The sequence below is a fragment of the Rhodoferax sp. TH121 genome, assembly GCF_002251855.1.
Taxonomy (GTDB): domain Bacteria; phylum Pseudomonadota; class Gammaproteobacteria; order Burkholderiales; family Burkholderiaceae_C; genus Allorhodoferax.
In genome coordinates this window covers 407,096-423,075 of the sequence record NZ_NOXW01000020.1, presented here as the reverse complement: position 1 = coordinate 423,075, position 15,980 = coordinate 407,096, and the positions used below count along the sequence as shown (strand labels likewise).

General features: G+C 59.7%; 13 protein-coding genes. 5 read left to right on the top strand and 8 right to left on the bottom strand.

What is annotated here, in order from left to right; genetic code table 11:
* Positions 1 to 70 precede the first annotated feature (70 nt).
* On the top strand, positions 71 to 709 hold the full coding sequence (locus CHU94_RS07925; RefSeq protein WP_094478491.1) for a response regulator transcription factor: 639 nt from the start codon (positions 71 to 73) through the stop codon (positions 707 to 709).
* Here CHU94_RS07925 and CHU94_RS07920 read toward each other — a convergent pair.
* Genes CHU94_RS07920 through CHU94_RS07910 form a run of 3 tightly spaced genes read right to left on the bottom strand, consistent with a single transcriptional unit; the run spans position 706 to position 5,528 of the window.
* Positions 706 to 2,649 (bottom strand): ATP-binding protein, encoded by a 1,944-nt coding sequence (locus CHU94_RS07920; RefSeq protein WP_094478489.1) that lies wholly within the window; start codon positions 2,647 to 2,649, stop codon positions 706 to 708. The genes CHU94_RS07925 and CHU94_RS07920 overlap by 4 nt on opposite strands.
* Positions 2,646 to 3,584: an ABC transporter substrate-binding protein gene (locus CHU94_RS07915; RefSeq protein WP_094478487.1), complete on the bottom strand. Its 939-nt coding sequence runs from the start codon at positions 3,582 to 3,584 to the stop codon at positions 2,646 to 2,648. The genes CHU94_RS07920 and CHU94_RS07915 overlap by 4 nt, the downstream gene beginning before the upstream one ends.
* Positions 3,585 to 3,587: 3 nt before the next feature.
* A complete protein-coding gene (locus CHU94_RS07910; protein ID WP_176451956.1) occupies positions 3,588 to 5,528 on the bottom strand; it encodes a TonB-dependent siderophore receptor in 1,941 nt (646 codons plus the stop codon).
* 92 nt (positions 5,529 to 5,620) lie between these two features.
* On the opposite strand from CHU94_RS07910, the gene moaA reads away from it, so the two are divergent.
* Positions 5,621 to 6,781, top strand: a complete 1,161-nt coding sequence (moaA, locus tag CHU94_RS07905) for a GTP 3',8-cyclase MoaA (RefSeq protein ID WP_094478483.1) — start codon at positions 5,621 to 5,623, stop codon at positions 6,779 to 6,781.
* Positions 6,774 to 7,418 (top strand): molybdenum cofactor guanylyltransferase MobA, encoded by a 645-nt coding sequence (gene mobA, locus CHU94_RS07900; RefSeq protein WP_141211413.1) that lies wholly within the window; start codon positions 6,774 to 6,776, stop codon positions 7,416 to 7,418. Before moaA ends, mobA begins: the two co-directional genes overlap by 8 nt.
* 1 nt (position 7,419) lies before the next feature.
* On the opposite strand, the gene CHU94_RS07895 is transcribed toward mobA, so the two are convergent.
* From CHU94_RS07895 to CHU94_RS07880, 4 genes are all read right to left on the bottom strand, one after another.
* On the bottom strand, positions 7,420 to 10,470 hold the full coding sequence (locus CHU94_RS07895; protein ID WP_094478479.1) for an efflux RND transporter permease subunit: 3,051 nt from the start codon (positions 10,468 to 10,470) through the stop codon (positions 7,420 to 7,422).
* Positions 10,471 to 10,476: 6 nt separating this feature from the next.
* A complete protein-coding gene (locus tag CHU94_RS07890) occupies positions 10,477 to 11,709 on the bottom strand; it encodes an efflux RND transporter periplasmic adaptor subunit (RefSeq protein WP_094478477.1) in 1,233 nt (410 codons plus the stop codon).
* Between the two features lie 121 nt (positions 11,710 to 11,830).
* Positions 11,831 to 12,283 (bottom strand): ribonuclease HI, encoded by a 453-nt coding sequence (gene rnhA / locus CHU94_RS07885; protein WP_094478475.1) that lies wholly within the window; start codon positions 12,281 to 12,283, stop codon positions 11,831 to 11,833.
* Between the two features lie 25 nt (positions 12,284 to 12,308).
* Positions 12,309 to 13,094, bottom strand: coding sequence for a class I SAM-dependent methyltransferase (locus CHU94_RS07880; RefSeq protein ID WP_176451955.1), 786 nt, complete (start codon positions 13,092 to 13,094; stop codon positions 12,309 to 12,311).
* Here CHU94_RS07880 and gloB point away from each other — a divergent pair.
* Both gloB and CHU94_RS07870 read left to right on the top strand, forming a co-directional pair.
* Positions 13,093 to 13,863: a hydroxyacylglutathione hydrolase gene (gene gloB / locus CHU94_RS07875; RefSeq protein WP_094478473.1), complete on the top strand. Its 771-nt coding sequence runs from the start codon at positions 13,093 to 13,095 to the stop codon at positions 13,861 to 13,863. The two genes, CHU94_RS07880 and gloB, sit on opposite strands and share 2 nt — an antisense overlap.
* On the top strand, positions 13,860 to 15,458 hold the full coding sequence (locus CHU94_RS07870; RefSeq protein WP_094478471.1) for a transglycosylase SLT domain-containing protein: 1,599 nt from the start codon (positions 13,860 to 13,862) through the stop codon (positions 15,456 to 15,458). Before gloB ends, CHU94_RS07870 begins: the two co-directional genes overlap by 4 nt.
* A gap of 69 nt (positions 15,459 to 15,527) precedes the next feature.
* Here the strand turns inward: CHU94_RS07870 and CHU94_RS07865 are convergent, their stop codons facing one another.
* Positions 15,528 to 15,941 (bottom strand): MAPEG family protein, encoded by a 414-nt coding sequence (locus CHU94_RS07865; protein WP_094478469.1) that lies wholly within the window; start codon positions 15,939 to 15,941, stop codon positions 15,528 to 15,530.
* Positions 15,942 to 15,980 lie beyond the last annotated feature (39 nt).

Here is a 15,980-nt window from a genome sequence, read left to right as displayed (position 1 = left end):
CGCGTGGCCACCGCGATGCGCTACCATGCCGTTATAGGCGTGTTTTGCGCCACTCTCCTAAAGCAAGCCCGTGAAAATACTAGTGATTGACGACCATGCTCTGGTGCGCGAAGGCCTGCACCAGGTGTTAAAAGGTCTGGATGAAAACGTTTCCGTGCTGCAGGCGGGAACCTGCGAGCAGGCATTTGCATTGGCAGATAGTCATGTTGACATTGACCTGGTGCTACTGGACTACCACCTGCCCGACATGACCGGCCTGCAGGCTCTGGATGTGTTTGGCAAAAACCACCCGGAACTGCCCATCGTCATGCTGTCGGGCTCTGCAAATGTGCAAATCATGCGCCAGGTTCTGCAATCCGGCGCTTCGGGTTTTGTCACCAAATCCAGCCTCAGCGATGAACTGTTGCACGCGGTGCGCCTGGTTCTGAACGGTGATGTCTACTCCCCTTCCGAATTGGGCAGTGACTTTGGCGCTCTGTCCTTTGATGGTGCCAATGCCAAGCCCCCGCTCACCCAACGGCAGGAGCTGGTACTTCGCGAACTCCTTGATGGACGCTCCAATAGGGAAATCGGCAGCTCGCTCAATGTGTCGGAAGAAACGGTCAAGACCCACGTGGCCTCCATCCTGCGCTATTTCGATGTGCAGAACCGCACCCAGGCCGTCGTAGCCGCGGCACGCTGCGGCTACCGCCCCACCTCAGCCGCCTAGGCTCCCGGCTGCTCTTCCACCTCGGCCGCCATGGCCGATCGACGCAGAAAGCTGCGCAGCTTAGCCGGACGCACCGGCTTGTGCAGCAGCGTGAGCCCCGCATCCTTGGCGGCCTGAATCAGACCTGCATCCGTGTCACCACTCATCAAGCATGCTGGAATCTCGCGCCGCGCATGGGCGCGCACCATGGCGATCACATCCAACCCATTGCGTGCTTCGCCAAGGCGGAAATCACTGAGCACTACATCGGGCGCAGTATAGGCATTCACAAAATCCAGCGCCTGCGCTACCGTGGCTGCCGCATTGACCACACAGCCCCAGGAGCTCAGCAAGTCACGAATCGCTTCCAGTGCAAAACCATCGTCCTCAATCACCAGCACGCGCATGCCCTCCACACCGCCCAAGCCCTGTGGGTCTGGTGGAACCAGGGGGGAGAACGCTTCGACCGCCTGCGCTGCTGGAAGGTGGATGGAAAAGCGCGTGCCACAGCCCAGCGCCGAACGCAGCGTGATGGCATGCCCAAGCAGCTGGGCGGTGCGCTCCACAATGTTCAGACCCAGACCCAGACCCTGGGAACGGTCCCGACCCGAATTGCCCACCTGGTAAAACTCCCGGAAGATGTCCTCTTGGTGGGTTGGCGAGATACCAATCCCGCTATCGGCCACATCGAGACGCACATTGCGCCCGCCATCCACACGCCGGCAGCTGATCATGACCGTGCCGCGCTCGGTGTAGCGGATTGCGTTGTTCGCTAGGTTCATTACCATGCGTTGCAGCAGCACGGGGTCAGTCATGGCCCAATACGGGCTGGGGCGTATGCGCAAGCGAAGCCCTTTGCTTTCAGCCAGCGGCTGCAAGGCCTTGCGCAAGCTATGAAACAACTCGCCCAAATTAACCGGCCCCAGCTGCACCTGGACCGCACCCGCATCCAGACGCGACACATCGAGTAAACCGTCGAGCAAATCCTGCATGGACTGCACTGAGGCCTCCAGGCTGGCCACCAGCTGTCGCGTCTGGGCATCCAAGGGCAGCTGGCCCAAGCGGGCGACAAACATGCCCAAGGCGTGGGTAGGCTGGCGCAGATCATGGCTCGCGGCCGCCAAAAAGCGGGACTTTGCCAGTGTGGCGGTTTCGGCCTCTTCTTTTTTAAGCCGTAGCTCACGCGTGGCCGACTCCACACGAAACTCCATTTCCTCACGCCCCCACGCCAGACGCTGCGCCATCTGGTTCAAACGAGTCTGCAAGTCGTACAACGGATCATTGGGGCGCGACTCGGAGCTGGGGGTCAGATCGCCCTCACCAATACGCTCGATCATCCGCGACACCCGCAACACCGGTCGTACCACGCCCTCGCCCATGCGGGTAGCCAAAATCCCGCCTAAGACCAAACCGGCCAAGCCGATACCCAAAGCCAACACCAGAAGCTCGCGCTCACGTGCTACCAGCCGCGCACGCGACACCTCCAGCACGACATGGCCGAAGACCTCAGGAGCAGAGCCCTGCGCGCCGGGGGAAGGTGAGAACAAATCATCAACGGGAACGTTGCCCGAGCTCACTTCCACCGCCACTACGTCAATGCTCTCCTTGCGCTGTTGATCGGCGTACGACGTACTGCGGGCTTCCTTCAGTCCGCTGTAATGCAGCAGCCCAGAGCTGGCCAACATACGACCATCCACATCAAAAACGGCCACTGAACGGACATCTGGTTCGCGCTGCAGACCCGCCAACACCGTTTGAAGCGCGGCCACATTGCCGGAAAACAGGCCATATTCACTGGCCAGCGCGACCTGGCGCGCCATCAGCCGTGTACGCAGTCCATGTGATTCGTCGAGGTCGGAAATGCGACTGGTCCAGAATACGGCCACCAATGCCAGCACCACCAAAGTGACCGGCACCAAGGCAGCCGCCAACATGCGGGTGCGAATACCGGGAAACATCATGGGCGTTTCTCCAAGCGGTGCAGCCGTTCATTCAAAACCGACTCATCCAAAGACAGGCCCAGCGAGCGGGCAACATGCTCATTCAGCGCCACACTGAACTCCAAAGGGTATTGCGAAGCTGGCACAGCCCCGCCTTGGAGCACTGTGCGCCCCATCATGCCCGCCTGTACGCCAATCTGGCGCGGCGTACTGTAAACCGCCAACAAGGCGCCGGCCTTGACGTAGGCGGGGGAAAACGCAACAACAGGCACACGAGCCCGGTAAGTTGCCAGCAAAATGTTTGCAATGTTGTTGCTGTTGTAGACCTGCGGGTCCGCTACGGCGAATAACACATCGGCACCGTCCAGTACGTTTTTCAATCCGGAAAACAGGCTGGTCGACGACGGTACTGGTACCGTCAACACGTCAATTCCCCTGGCCTGGGCTGCGGCCAGCAAGTTGGGCTGTTGCGCCAGTGACTCTTGTCCCCACAAGACTCCCAAGCGCTTCATCCCCGGCAGGGCGAGGTGCATCAGATCGAGTTGGCGGCCAAAGGGCTGATCCAGATACACAGCGACCACAGGAGCTTCGGCTTTTCCAGGGTTGTCGCGCACAATTCGCTCAAAGCCCAAGCGCGGAATCAAGGCAGACACTACGGTGGGACGCCCCTCGCGCGACAACGCGCGCGCCAGGGCGTCCGAGCCCAAGGTGATCCAGACTTTGGCACTGTGCGCAGCTGCCAGCTCCGTCGGCGCCAATTCGGGGAGATAAAGCACTGCGATGTCCGCACGGCGTACTCCCAGTCGCACCAGCTCCCCGACCGTGGCCTGACTCGCATCGAGGTAACTGGGGCTGCGCTCGCTGCTGAGAACCACAACCTCCGCAGCGCAGACCATGCCCGCACACCCAAGCACCCAGATTGCCAGGACGCTGTGGAGCACGCGCAGCAAGTCCATGCCTTAGTAGTCCATCCGCAACGTCACAAAGGCGCGACGGTCAAAAAAGAACTTGCGATCGCCGTCGCGGTAGGGCTGGTCCAGATTTTGGACCGTGAAGGCCAACTCAGCCTTGTTTTTACCAAGGCGCAGGGGCTGGGCAATCCGCAGGTCGGTACGCCCCATGGAATAGAGGCGGTCGCCGCCAGACATCAGGCCGATATCGTCCGATTGCTGGTGCATCAGCGACAAGGTGGTTCTTGCAGGCAAGGTGTGCACCACCACCAGCGAAGCCGCGTAGCGGGCCGCGCCATGTGCAGTTTTAAAACGATCTGCACCGGCAATCTGAGTCCAGGCCTGGGTGACAAACAGCTGGGTCGCCATACCAGGCTTCCATTGGATCTGATGCTCCACGCCAGTGATGCTGAAATTTTCGATGTTGCGGTAATCCTCTGGAGAAACCCCGCTGGGGCGCTCTATACCGTCGGTGATACGCTCATCAAAGAAGCGGACATCTCCGGAAATGCCCCGCTGCGCAAAGTTGAAGTTGTAACCCAGCTCGCGGGTGTAGATTTTTTCGGGCGACAAGGCCCCGCTACTGAACACGGTAGTCAATGGATTGGCGCCGTTGACATCGTAATAACGTACGGCAGCGTATTTTTCATAGGCACTGGGCGGGCGAAAGGCGCTAGAAACACCCGCACGCAGGGTATGACCTGCCAGTGCATGCCAGTTCAGCATGAGGCGCGGCGAGAAGGTGCCGCCGCCCATGTCACTTTGCTCTGCCATGGCTCCGGCGTTCAACACCCAATCAGGTTGCAAACGCCACTCCACGTTGCCAAACAGGCGGGAGAAGTTCGATGTCACCTGCTCCCGGGTGTCGAAGCTGGAGTGCGAATTGACCTGCTCGCGCCGCAGTTCTGCCCCCCACACAGAGCGAAAACTCAAGGTATGCACTGCCGTGTGTTGCAAAGTTAGTGCGTCGTTCTGTTCCTGAGCACCAAAGTCCACCATGGAGCCAAAATAATTGATTCCGTTGATCAGGTCTGTGCTCTGATAGCGGAAGTTGTCCCGGTGGGTGTTTTGCGTCCGGGAAAAACTCAATAGCACGTCCTGATCACCCTCGAGCGGTTTGCGCCAGTCCACCTGCACGTACTGCGATCCCAGGAATCGCATGCGTGGCACATTGCCGGGAGAGTCAGCCGAACCGCGCCCAGCATCGATGTTCAGCCCCCCCATTCGCAAATCCAGCTCCGCGCCCGCGCCAGTATCCCAAGAAGCCACCGCGTTGACGCGTGCAACCCGGTTTCGGCCATAGGCGGCGCGCAGGCCATCGTCCCCACGCGAATCCACACTGAGGCGGTAGGCGGCACCCGCCCCCCCCCAACCAATGCTGGCCCCGGCATCGGCCACCCGGTTGTCTCCCACCGTCATACTGGCTGCCGACCCTACGTCGCGCACATCCCTGGAAATGATGTTGATCACCCCCAAAAAAGCGCGCGCACCATAGGTCGCTGAGTTAGATCCACGCAACACCTCGATGCGGGCAATATCGTCAAGGGCTAGCGTCTGCAGCCCCAGCCCCGCAGACCCCTGCAAATGACCCGAGTAGACCGATCTGCCGTCCACCAGCACCTGGATGCGGTTGGCCCAGTCGTCACTGCGGCCGTGGTAGGACGCCAGAGGCGCATCGGTTTCAAACGAGGTGGTAGTTTGGAAACCAGGCACCAAGCGCAACAGGTCCGCCACGTCCCGCGCCCCGGAGTTGCGGATGAACTGCCGGTCCAGCACCGTTACGGCCCCGGGGGCTTCATCCACGGGCTGGGCCAAACGTGACACCGACAAAACGACCGGAATGTCCCCCAAAAAGTCGCGCTCGCTGAGCGCACTGGCACCGGTGCCACTTTGGGCTCGGGCCGTTGCGCTGACAAGGATCAAAAGTGCGGGTAATAGTTTGGAGGGCATGGTTTGTTCTCCAACGACGGGGTATTTTTTTAATCCCGCAATTCTGCCTTGCGTTTCAACCACCTTCGGCCGAAGGGTGGAGAATAGTGCGCATGGCAGAACCCAGCAATTTGCGCATCGTACCCTTGGTGGACCAACGCGCACGATCCATTCCTGTAGGCAGCTTGGCAGCTGACCCGCGGACATCAAGCGCCGAGCAGGCCAGCCTAACCGACAGGCTGGGGCGTCCCTTGCGGGATTTGCGCATCAGCGTCACCGACCGCTGCAACTTCCGCTGCAGCTACTGCATGCCCAAAGATGTGTTCGACAAGGACTACCAATATCTGCCACAAACGGCACTGTTGAACTTTGAAGAAATCACCCGCCTGACACGCCAATTTGTAGCCCAAGGAGTCCAGAAAATACGATTGACAGGCGGGGAGCCCCTGTTGCGCAAAAACCTGGAAATCCTGGTGGCGCAACTCGCTGCCCTGCGTACGCCAGAAGGCCAGCCGCTGGACCTGACGCTCACGACCAACGGATCTTTGCTGGCGAAAAAAGCGAAAGCCTTGAAAGATGCGGGACTGCAGCGGGTGACCGTGAGCCTGGATGGACTGGATGATGCGGTGTTCAGGCGCATGAACGATGTGGACTTCCCGGTTGCCGATGTGCTGCGTGGCATCGAGGCTGCGCAGGCGGTGGGTCTGGGCCCGATCAAAGTGAATATGGTGGTCAAGCGCGGTACCAACGAGCAGCAAATCCTGGCCATGGCCCGGCACTTCAAGGGCACGGGCATCGTGCTGCGCTTCATCGAATACATGGACGTGGGTGCCACCAACGGCTGGCGCATGGATGAAGTGATGCCATCGGCAGAAGTCATTCGCCTGCTGCAGACCGAATGGCCGATGCTGCCCCTGGAACACGCCCAACGCGGAGAGACCGCGCAACGCTGGGGCTATGCCAACGCAGAGGGGCTCCATGACCCTGCAGCCGGAGAGATCGGTGTCATTAGCAGTGTTACGCAGGCTTTCTGCAGTGACTGCAACCGGGCGCGCCTATCCACGGAGGGACAACTCTATCTCTGCCTCTTTGCCAGCCAGGGCTACGACTTGCGCAGCCTGCTACGCGATGGCAGCCCGGATGAACAACTGGCAGCGGCCATCCGGAAAATCTGGCACCAGCGCAGTGAACAGTACTCAGCTTTGCGCAGTGCATTGCCACCGGGCAGCATGTCGCAGGGGCGTCGGGTAGAAATGAGCTACATCGGTGGCTGAGCTCCGCGCACCTGCCGCCACGCCCTCCAACACATTGTGTGTCCTCTTGGCGGGTGGACAAGGCCGGCGCATGGGAGGGGTCGACAAAGGCCTACAGTTGCACCAGGGCAAGACACTCGTCGCACATAGCTTGCAACGCCTGCAAGCACAGGACTGGGGGCCAGCACAACACATCGGAATCAGTGCCAATCGCCACATGCAAGAGTACGCAGCGCTGGGCTTTCCAGTTTGGACTGATGTGAGGCCAGGTTACAGTGGACCTTTGGAAGGCATCTTGTCGTCTCTGGACCATGGGGCGACTTTGCACCCCGCCGTGCACTATCTACTGGTCATGCCCTGCGATACGCCCTACCTGCCGCTGGACCTCGCATCGCGCTTGTCGGGCAGGCTGGCGATCACACCAGGCCACGCTGCTGCGGCCCGCGCCAACGGGCGCACCCACCCTTTGGCCTGCCTGTTGTCTGCTCACCTAGTGAGCGATCTGCGCGGCTACCTCGATAGCGGCCAACGCAAAGTACAAACCTGGCTGGAGGTCTGCGAAGTGCAGTGGGTGGATTTCGATACCCCCACTTACCCGGCCAACGCCTTCGACAACTTCAACACCTTGGCGGACTTGACCGCCAAGGCGCCCGATTGAATCAGACAGGGTCTTTCTTTGCGCCGGGCGCATGTTTGCGGGCCAAGAGGGTATACATGGTAGGAACCACGAACACTGTCAACAGGGTACCAACGGACATCCCCCCTACGATCACCCAGCCGATTTGCTGGCGACTCTCTGCACCAGCGCCTGAAGCGAGAGCCAGGGGAATAGCGCCTAGCACCATGGCGCCCGTGGTCATCAAAATGGGGCGGATGCGCTGGGACGCGGACTGCTGAATGGCCTGCAGGGTCTGCATGCCCTGCTCACGCAACTGGTTCGCAAACTCCACCATCAGAATGCCATGTTTGGTGATCAGTCCGACCAAAGTGATCAAACCAATCTGGCTGAATACATTCAAGGTGCCACCCGACCATTTCAGAGCAAGCAGTGCCCCCGCCATAGACAAGGGCACACTGAGCATGATGACGAGGGGATCAACAAAACTTTCGAACTGGGCGGCCAAAACTAGAAAAATAAACACCAGTGCCAGCAAAAACACAAGTGTCAAAGAATCAGAAGACTTGCGAAACTCGCGACTGGAACCATTCACATCGGTGGCATACCCGGGTTTGAGCACTTTTTTGGCCGTGGCATCCAAAAAGTCCAAAGCCTCTCCGAGAGAGTAATCGGGGGACAGGTTCGCTGTCACCGTCGCCGAGCGACGCTGTCCGAAGTGGTTCAGCTCACGCGGCACCACAACCTCCTTGACTTTCACCAAGGCAGAAAGCGGCACCATGGTGTCCCCCTTTGCGCGCACAAAGATGTTCTCAATGTCATCGGGCGTATCCCGACCTGTCGCAGCGGTCCGCACCACCACGTCGTACTGCTCTCCATCGCGCTTGTAGCGGGTCACATTGCGTCCCCCCAACACGGTCTCTATGGATCGCGCGATCACGTCGACGCCAACGCCCATGTCAGCTGCCCGCTCACGGTCTACTTCCAGTCGGAACTCCGGCTTGTTGAGCCGCAAGTCGGTATCCACCTGCAAGAAGCCGGGATTCTTGGCCAGCTCATCCTGAAATGCACGCACTGCCTGCGAGAGATTTTGGTAACTCTCGGATGTGATGATCACAAAGTTGACCGGGCGCTGGGTAAAGCCTTGCCCCAATGATGGAGGCGTAATAGGAAACGCGGTAACACCGGGCATGCCGGACACACGAGGTGTCATTTCACGGGCCATCTCCACCGTGGTGCGCTGGCGCTCCTCCCAAGGCACAGCCCGGAAAAATACATTGCCCTGGGCGACTGTGGGGCTACCGATGTTTGCAAAAATTCGGTCGAACTCCGGGAAGTTTTCTCCCACCTTTTCGATGGAGCGTGCGTAGCGGTTCGTGTAGTCCAGCGTGGCCCCATCGGGAGCATTGATCTGCGCCAACACGACACCTCTATCCTCCATCGGTGACAGTTCGCGTTTGATGGAGCCCATCACCGCCCAGGTCACCGCGCCGCTACCCACCATGACGAGTACCACGATCCAGCGGTGCCGCAATGACCAACCCAACGCGGCAGCATAGGCCCTGGTGAACGATTCCAGCGCATGCTCCATCGTCCGGTCAAACCAGCTCGGACGCGGATTGTGGCGCAGCAAGACAGAAGACATCATCGGCGACAAGGTCAGCGCCACCAGCCCCGACACCAACACGGCCCCAGCCAAGGCAAGCGCAAACTCGGTGAACAAGCGGCCAGTACGACCGGGCGCAAAGGCCAAGGGCACGTAGACGGCCACCAAGGTCAGCGTCATGGCCACAATTGCGAAGCCCACTTCCCGCGCACCCTGGATCGCGGCCTGGAAAGGCGGTACGCCATCTTCGATGTGCCTGTAAATATTCTCCAACATCACAATGGCATCATCTACCACCAAGCCAATCGCCAGCACCAACGCCAGCAAGGTCAAGGTGTTGATACTGAAGCCAGCCAGGGCCATCAGTGCGAATGCACCTATCAGCGCCACCGGGATGGTGACTAGCGGAATAATTGCCGCGCGCAAAGTGCGCAGGAAAACAAAAATGACCAAGGCCACCAGCACGGAGGCTTCAACGATGGTTTGGTACACCGCTTTGATGGAGCGATCAATAAAAACGGAGTTGTCGTTGGCGACCTCCACCACCACTCCCGGCGGCAAATCCTTCTGGATTTTGTCCATCAAGGCCCGAACCCCGGCTGACAAATCGAGCGGATTGGCGGTTGCCTGCCGAATGACACCCACACCAATCGCATCCTTGCCATTGAGTCGCACACTGGAACGCTCCTCCGCCGGCCCCTGCGCCACGCGAGCGACATCTCCAATCCGTACGGGAAAACCATTCACGGTTTTAACAATCACCTGCGAAAACTCGCTAGGTCGGCTCAGGTCTGTCGCGGCAGTCACGTTAAATTCGCGCAGGCTGCTTTCAATCCGTCCGGCAGGGACTTCGAGGTTGGAGCGACGCAGGGCATCTTCGACATCCTGGATCGTCAGCCGGAACGCCGCCAGCTTGGCAGGATCCAACGATATCTGCATGGAAAACTTGCGCTCTCCGGAAATCGTGACATCCGCAGCACCCGGAGCCGTTTGCAAGATGGGTTTGACCAAGGTATTGGCCATCTCCGAAAGCTGCAGGGCGTTGTGTGTGTCGGAGCTCAAAGACAAGAAAATCACCGGGAATGCATCGGCCTCCACCTTGGCAATAACAGGCTCATCAATGCCCTGCGGCAGACGCTGGCGCACACGAGAGACCTTATCCCGCACATCGGCGGCGGCTGAATCCGCATCGCGCGACAAGGCAAAGCGAATGGATATCTGGCTGCGCTCCTGACGGCTGCTGGACGTAATGACGTCCACGCCCTCAATACCCGCCAAGGAATCTTCCAGAACCTTGGTCACCTGCGCCTCAACCACCTCACTCGACGCACCACCAAAGCGGGTGGTGACCGTCACGACAGGCTCGTCAATCTTCGGGTACTCACGTACCGATAACCCCGTGAAGGACACCGCACCCACCAACATGATGAGCAAGGACAAGACCGTCGCGAAGACTGGCCGGCGTATGGATGTTTCAGCCAATTGCATGGTGCATCAACCTCCAGCGGCCCGAGGTGCAGAGGCACCAATGGCCGGCGCCGAAGCTGCCGCTGCAGGCCCCTTGCCCACCTCCACAATACGCACCGGCGTTCCGTCGCGCTGCAAACGCTGCTGGCCCGCAACCACAATCGTCTGCCCCTCGCTGAGCCCTTCAATGACTTCCACCTTACCTTGGCGGCGCACACCCAGCTTTACCTCCTGCCGCTTGGACACCCACTCCGTGTTGGCTGGCAGATTGTTTGCTGCAGGTACTTCTGAAGGTGCGACCACCAGCACCACAAACTGCTTGCCTCCTTGCGGCACCAAAGCCTCTTCTGGCACGACCAGCGCTGCGTCATTAACACCAAAAATAGCTGTCACGCGAGCAAACATGCCTGGCCGCAAGGGCGCACCACCCGCTGCACCACCCGGCTCGCCACCTGTGTTGGGCAGAACTGCACGTACTCCCACGGACCGGCCGTTGGCATCCAGCAGCGGATCGACCGCCTCGATGCGCGCCTTGAATGAACGTCCCGGAAACGCATCCATGGCAAGTTCCACCACAAGACCAGGACGCAATTTGCGCTGGTAACGTTCGGGTAGCCGAAAATCCACCAGCATGCTGCCGATGTCTTCCAGGTTGACCAGATCGGCCCCGTCTTTGACGTAGTCACCTACATTCACAGCACGCAATCCGAGCGTTCCATCAAACGGAGCAACAATTGCCATACGCCCCAGACGGGCTTGTGCCAGGGAAAGCTGGGCCTGCACCACCTGCAGGTTGGCAGCACTTTCGTCCAGTACGCGCTGGGCCACAAAATTCTGGGCAAGCAGCTCCTGGTTGCGCTTGAGGTTGGCCTCGGCAATCGACAACTGGGCTTGGGCTTGGCTGAGTTCAGCGCGTTGCAAGGTGTCGTCCAGCTGCACCAGCAACTGCCCTTTGCGCACCTGCGCGCCATCCTTGAAACCCAGGGCCTTGACCCGCCCCGCAACCTCAGGACGCACCATTACACTTTGGCGCGAACGCAAAGACCCTACCGATTGCGCATCGTCTTGCAGGGTGGTGCGCGTAACCTTGGCAACTTCAACCCCGGCAAGGCGCGGCGCGGCAGCAGAGCCAGTCAATGGGGCTTTGCCGCCTACGATTTCCTTCGGGCCTTGGGGCTTGGACTGGTACCACCACGCAGCGCCGGAAAGCGCTGCAATGCCAACCACCGCGACCGCAGAGTAAACAGCTTTTGATGCCATGAAAAAACCAATGAATTGGGGGTTGAAAACAGACGAATCGTCAATAGTAGCGCCTGGGCGTGACACCCGACCCGCATCAATGCAAGCCCCGTGCCCGCGTACTGGCATTCACGCAGTCGGGCTAGCGTCGGCCCAGCGCCTTGTCCACGCCTTGGTTGGCCAAGGCGTCGGCACGCTCATTGCCGGGGTCACCGGCATGCCCTTTGACCCAGCGCCAATCAATGGTGTGACCAGCCGTGCTGACCAACGCGTCCAGCTGCTGCCACAAGTCCACGTTCTTCACCGGTTGTTTGGACGCTGTTTTCCAGCCTTTGGCTTTCCACCCCGCCAGCCATTCTGTAATGCCTTTGAGCACGTACTGACTATCCAAATGCAAAACCACGCTGCACGGCCGCTTGAGCGCGCCCAAGGCCTGGATCACCGCCATCATCTCCATGCGGTTATTGGTGGTTCCTAACTCCCCGCCAAACAACTCTTTCTCGCTGCCATCTGACGAACGCAGCAATACGCCCCAACCACCGGGTCCGGGGTTGCCCTTGCAGGCGCCATCGGTGTAAATCACCACTGAATTCATGCTCTGAGTCACTTTCCATCTTCTTTCATTCTTGTGTAAGGCCCGCTCCGTGGCGTCGTTGCACGGCTGGCACTGTGGCACCGGCACCGGCCGGCGCTGTTTTCCATGCAGGCCCCAAAACGCGCATGCCACGCACACGCTTGACGGCCACTAAAAAGTACGCAGCCCCCATGATGGGCCACCAACGCGGGCCGGCGCTGTCCATCCATGCCCAGCGGTCCAGCCATGCCTGACTGCCTACGGCGGGTCGGTAACATCCAAAACACGCTACTTCCACTTCAAAGCCCAACAGGCGCAACCAATCACGCAAACGCCAGTACCCAATAAATTCACCGCAATCGGGCAAAAACAGAGCACCACCACCCAGCCGCCGCAAGGCATGGGCCCGGCGCTGCCTAAGACCCCACAAACTCACAGGATTCAGGCCACAGATCACCACACGCCCCTCAGGAACCAACACCCGCTCCACCTCACGCAACGTGGTGTGTGGATCTGCACTGAGCTCCAGCGTGTGGGGCAAGACAACCAGATCGAGGCTGCAAGCCGAGAAGGGGAGTGCGGCATAGTCCGCCACCAGCGCAGTAGAGGGCGCCGCAATGCCTGGCACAGCCTCGGGACTTGGCATGCCCAACCATTGGTGTGGCATGCGATTGGCACGCAGGCCGTGCAGTTGTGGCACCCCGAGCTGCAAAGCGTGGTAACCAAAAATGTCAGCCACTGCAGATTCCAGCTGCGCGTCCTCCCATCGCAGCAGGTACTGCCCCGCTGGCGTCTGAAACCAATCGTGCAAACCTATAATTTGGTCGCTCATGACGTTAATACCGCTACCCGCGTTTTCAGACAACTATGTCTGGATGTTGCACGATGGACGAGAAGCACTGGTGGTGGACCCGGGAGACGCTGCGCCTGTGCTGCAGGCTCTGCAACGAGAAGGCATTGAACTGCGCAGCATTCTAGTCACCCACCACCATGCCGATCACACAGGGGGCATTCCTACCTTGCGTGAGGCCACGGGAGCGCAGGTTTGGGGCCCTGCCAAGGAGTCGATCTCCGGGCCCTACCAAGCGCTGGTGCAAGGCCAAACGCTGGACTTACTGGGTCTGCGCTTTGAGGTACTGGACGTACCGGGACATACTGCGGGCCATATTGCGTTCTACAGTGCGGACGCCGCGGGTGCGCCGCTCCTGTTTTGCGGTGACACGCTGTTCAGCGCGGGCTGCGGCCGCCTGTTTGAGGGCACGCCAGCCCAGATGGAGGATTCCTTGGCCCGCTTGGCTGCACTGCCGTCCTCTACCCAGGTATGTTGCACCCACGAATACACCCTCAGCAACCTGCGGTTTGCCTTGGCAGTTGATCCAGACAACCCCCACTTGCATGCGTACCAAACCCATTGCCAGACCCTGCGTGCGCAGGGTCTCCCCACCCTTCCGTCTTCGATAGACTTGGAACGGCGCATTAACCCTTTTTTGCGCAGTTCTGCGCCCGCCATCCTTGATGCCCTGCACCATTTCGATGCTGCAGGGCTGGCCCGAGATGGCGCCTTTGCCACGTTAAGGCGTTGGAAGAACGAATACCGATGAACTTTCTCAAAATCTCCAGCCTGCTGGCTGTTGCTCTGCTCACGGCATGTGCCAGTGTTCCGCAACCATCTGGGAGTGCAGAACAGCCCCTGGCGACAACGGCGACCACTGCGGCGAATGCACCAGCCGACAACCTGAGCCTGCAAACCAGCCGCGAGTTGCAACGTAAAACACCGGCCAAACCAGCCTCGCAAGCGGAGCGCAGTCCCAACACATCCGCTCTGAGCAACATCGATGCCCAGTCGCTCTCCTCACGGCCCGTGGTGGCCCTGGCGCCACCAGCGGATTTGTGGGAACGCATCCGTCGTGGCTACGCCATGCCCAACTTGGACACCGAGCTGGTACGTGACCGCGAGCAGTGGTACAGCAGCCGCCCTGACTATATTTTCCGCATGACGGAGCGCTCCAAGAAGTACCTGTTCCACATTGTTGAAGAGCTGGAACTGCGTGGCATGCCCACCGAGCTGGCACTGCTGCCCTTCATTGAGAGCGCGTTCAACCCCCAAGCGGTGTCCAGCGCCAAGGCGGCCGGGATGTGGCAGTTCATGCCCGCCACGGGCAAGTATTTCGAACTCAAGCAAAACGCCTTCCGCGATGACCGTCGCGATGTGCTGGCTTCGACGCGCGCTGCGCTGGACTACCTACAAAAACTCTACGGCATGTTTGGCGATTGGCACTTGGCACTGGCGGCCTACAACTGGGGCGAAGGTAGCGTGGGCCGCGCGATCGCCAAAAACAAGCGCGCAGGCCTACCCACCGGCTACGCCGACCTCAACATGCCGATGGAAACTCGGTTTTATGTGCCCAAGCTGCAGGCGGTGAAAAATATTGTTTCCAATCCAGCGCAATTCAGCTCCAAGTTGCCGCTGATCGAAAACCACCCCTATTTCCAGACCGTTACCATCCAGCGGGACATTGATTTGACCCTGGCGGCGAAACTGGCAGAAGTGGACTTGGCCGATTTCAAGGCCCTCAACCCCTCCATCAATCGCCCCGTGATCCTGGCGGCTGGCACACCACAGATCTTGCTGCCCTGGGACAACGCGGAGGTGTTCCAATCCAACCTGGAAGCCTATGGCAGCAACCGTCTGGCTAGCTGGACTGCCTGGGTAGCCCCCACCACCATGCGCCCGGCCGACGCAGCCAAACGTGTCGGTATGTCCGAGAGTGATTTGCGTAGCATCAACAACATCCCCGCACGGGTGGTGATCCGCGCGGGCTCCACGCTGCTGGTGCCACGTAGCGCACACATGGCCGACGTCACCGAAAGGGTCGCAGACAATGGTCAACTCACCCTGGCACCCGAAGTGGCCTTGCGCCGCACTAGCGTGCGGGCCGCCAAAGGCGAGACCGTGGCCAGCGTGGCACGCAAATACAAGGTGAATGCGAGTTCTGTGGCCGAATGGAACAAGGTCAGCGCTAGCGCAGGCTTCAAGGCAGGCCAGCAGATCGTGCTGTATCTGCCTGCCAAGGCGCGCGGCAAAACCAGCTCTGCCCAAGCCCGTGGCAAAACCACGATTACAAAAACACCCGCAAAAGGCAAGACCGTGGTTGCCAAGCCACGCAACACGTCTACCAAAGTCGCCAAGAAATAGGATGCAAGCCTGGCAGGACCCAAGCTCTGTGCAGTTAAGTCGCACAGGCTTCGGGCCTGTGCATGCGGATCAGCGGTAGCCGATCAGCAAAATGGCGATGTTGCTTGCGAGCGCCAGACTCCAGACCACGGAACGCGCTGTTCCCATGCCTGCTACGTACATCATGATGTAGAGCATGCGCAGTACGATGAACAAAAAGGCCAGGATGTCCAGACGTGCTTGGTGTGCCCCCAACTGGTGGGCAATGATCACGGCACCAATAAAAAACGGCAGCGCCTCAAAGCTATTGGCCTGTGCAGCATTGGCGCGGGCACGCCAATCGGTCTGGCGCGCCAGCCACTCACGCGGGTTCACATTGTCATAACCGCCCTCGCGGCGCGGCACATTAAAACGCCCCGACTTGGCCAGGCCAGCGCAGGCAATAGGTAACAACGCGGCAATCAGTACGCACCAGTAAGCCACGGTGAAATGGGTGTATTGCATGAATAAACTACTTTCAAAAAACAGGCTCAGCGGGCTGCG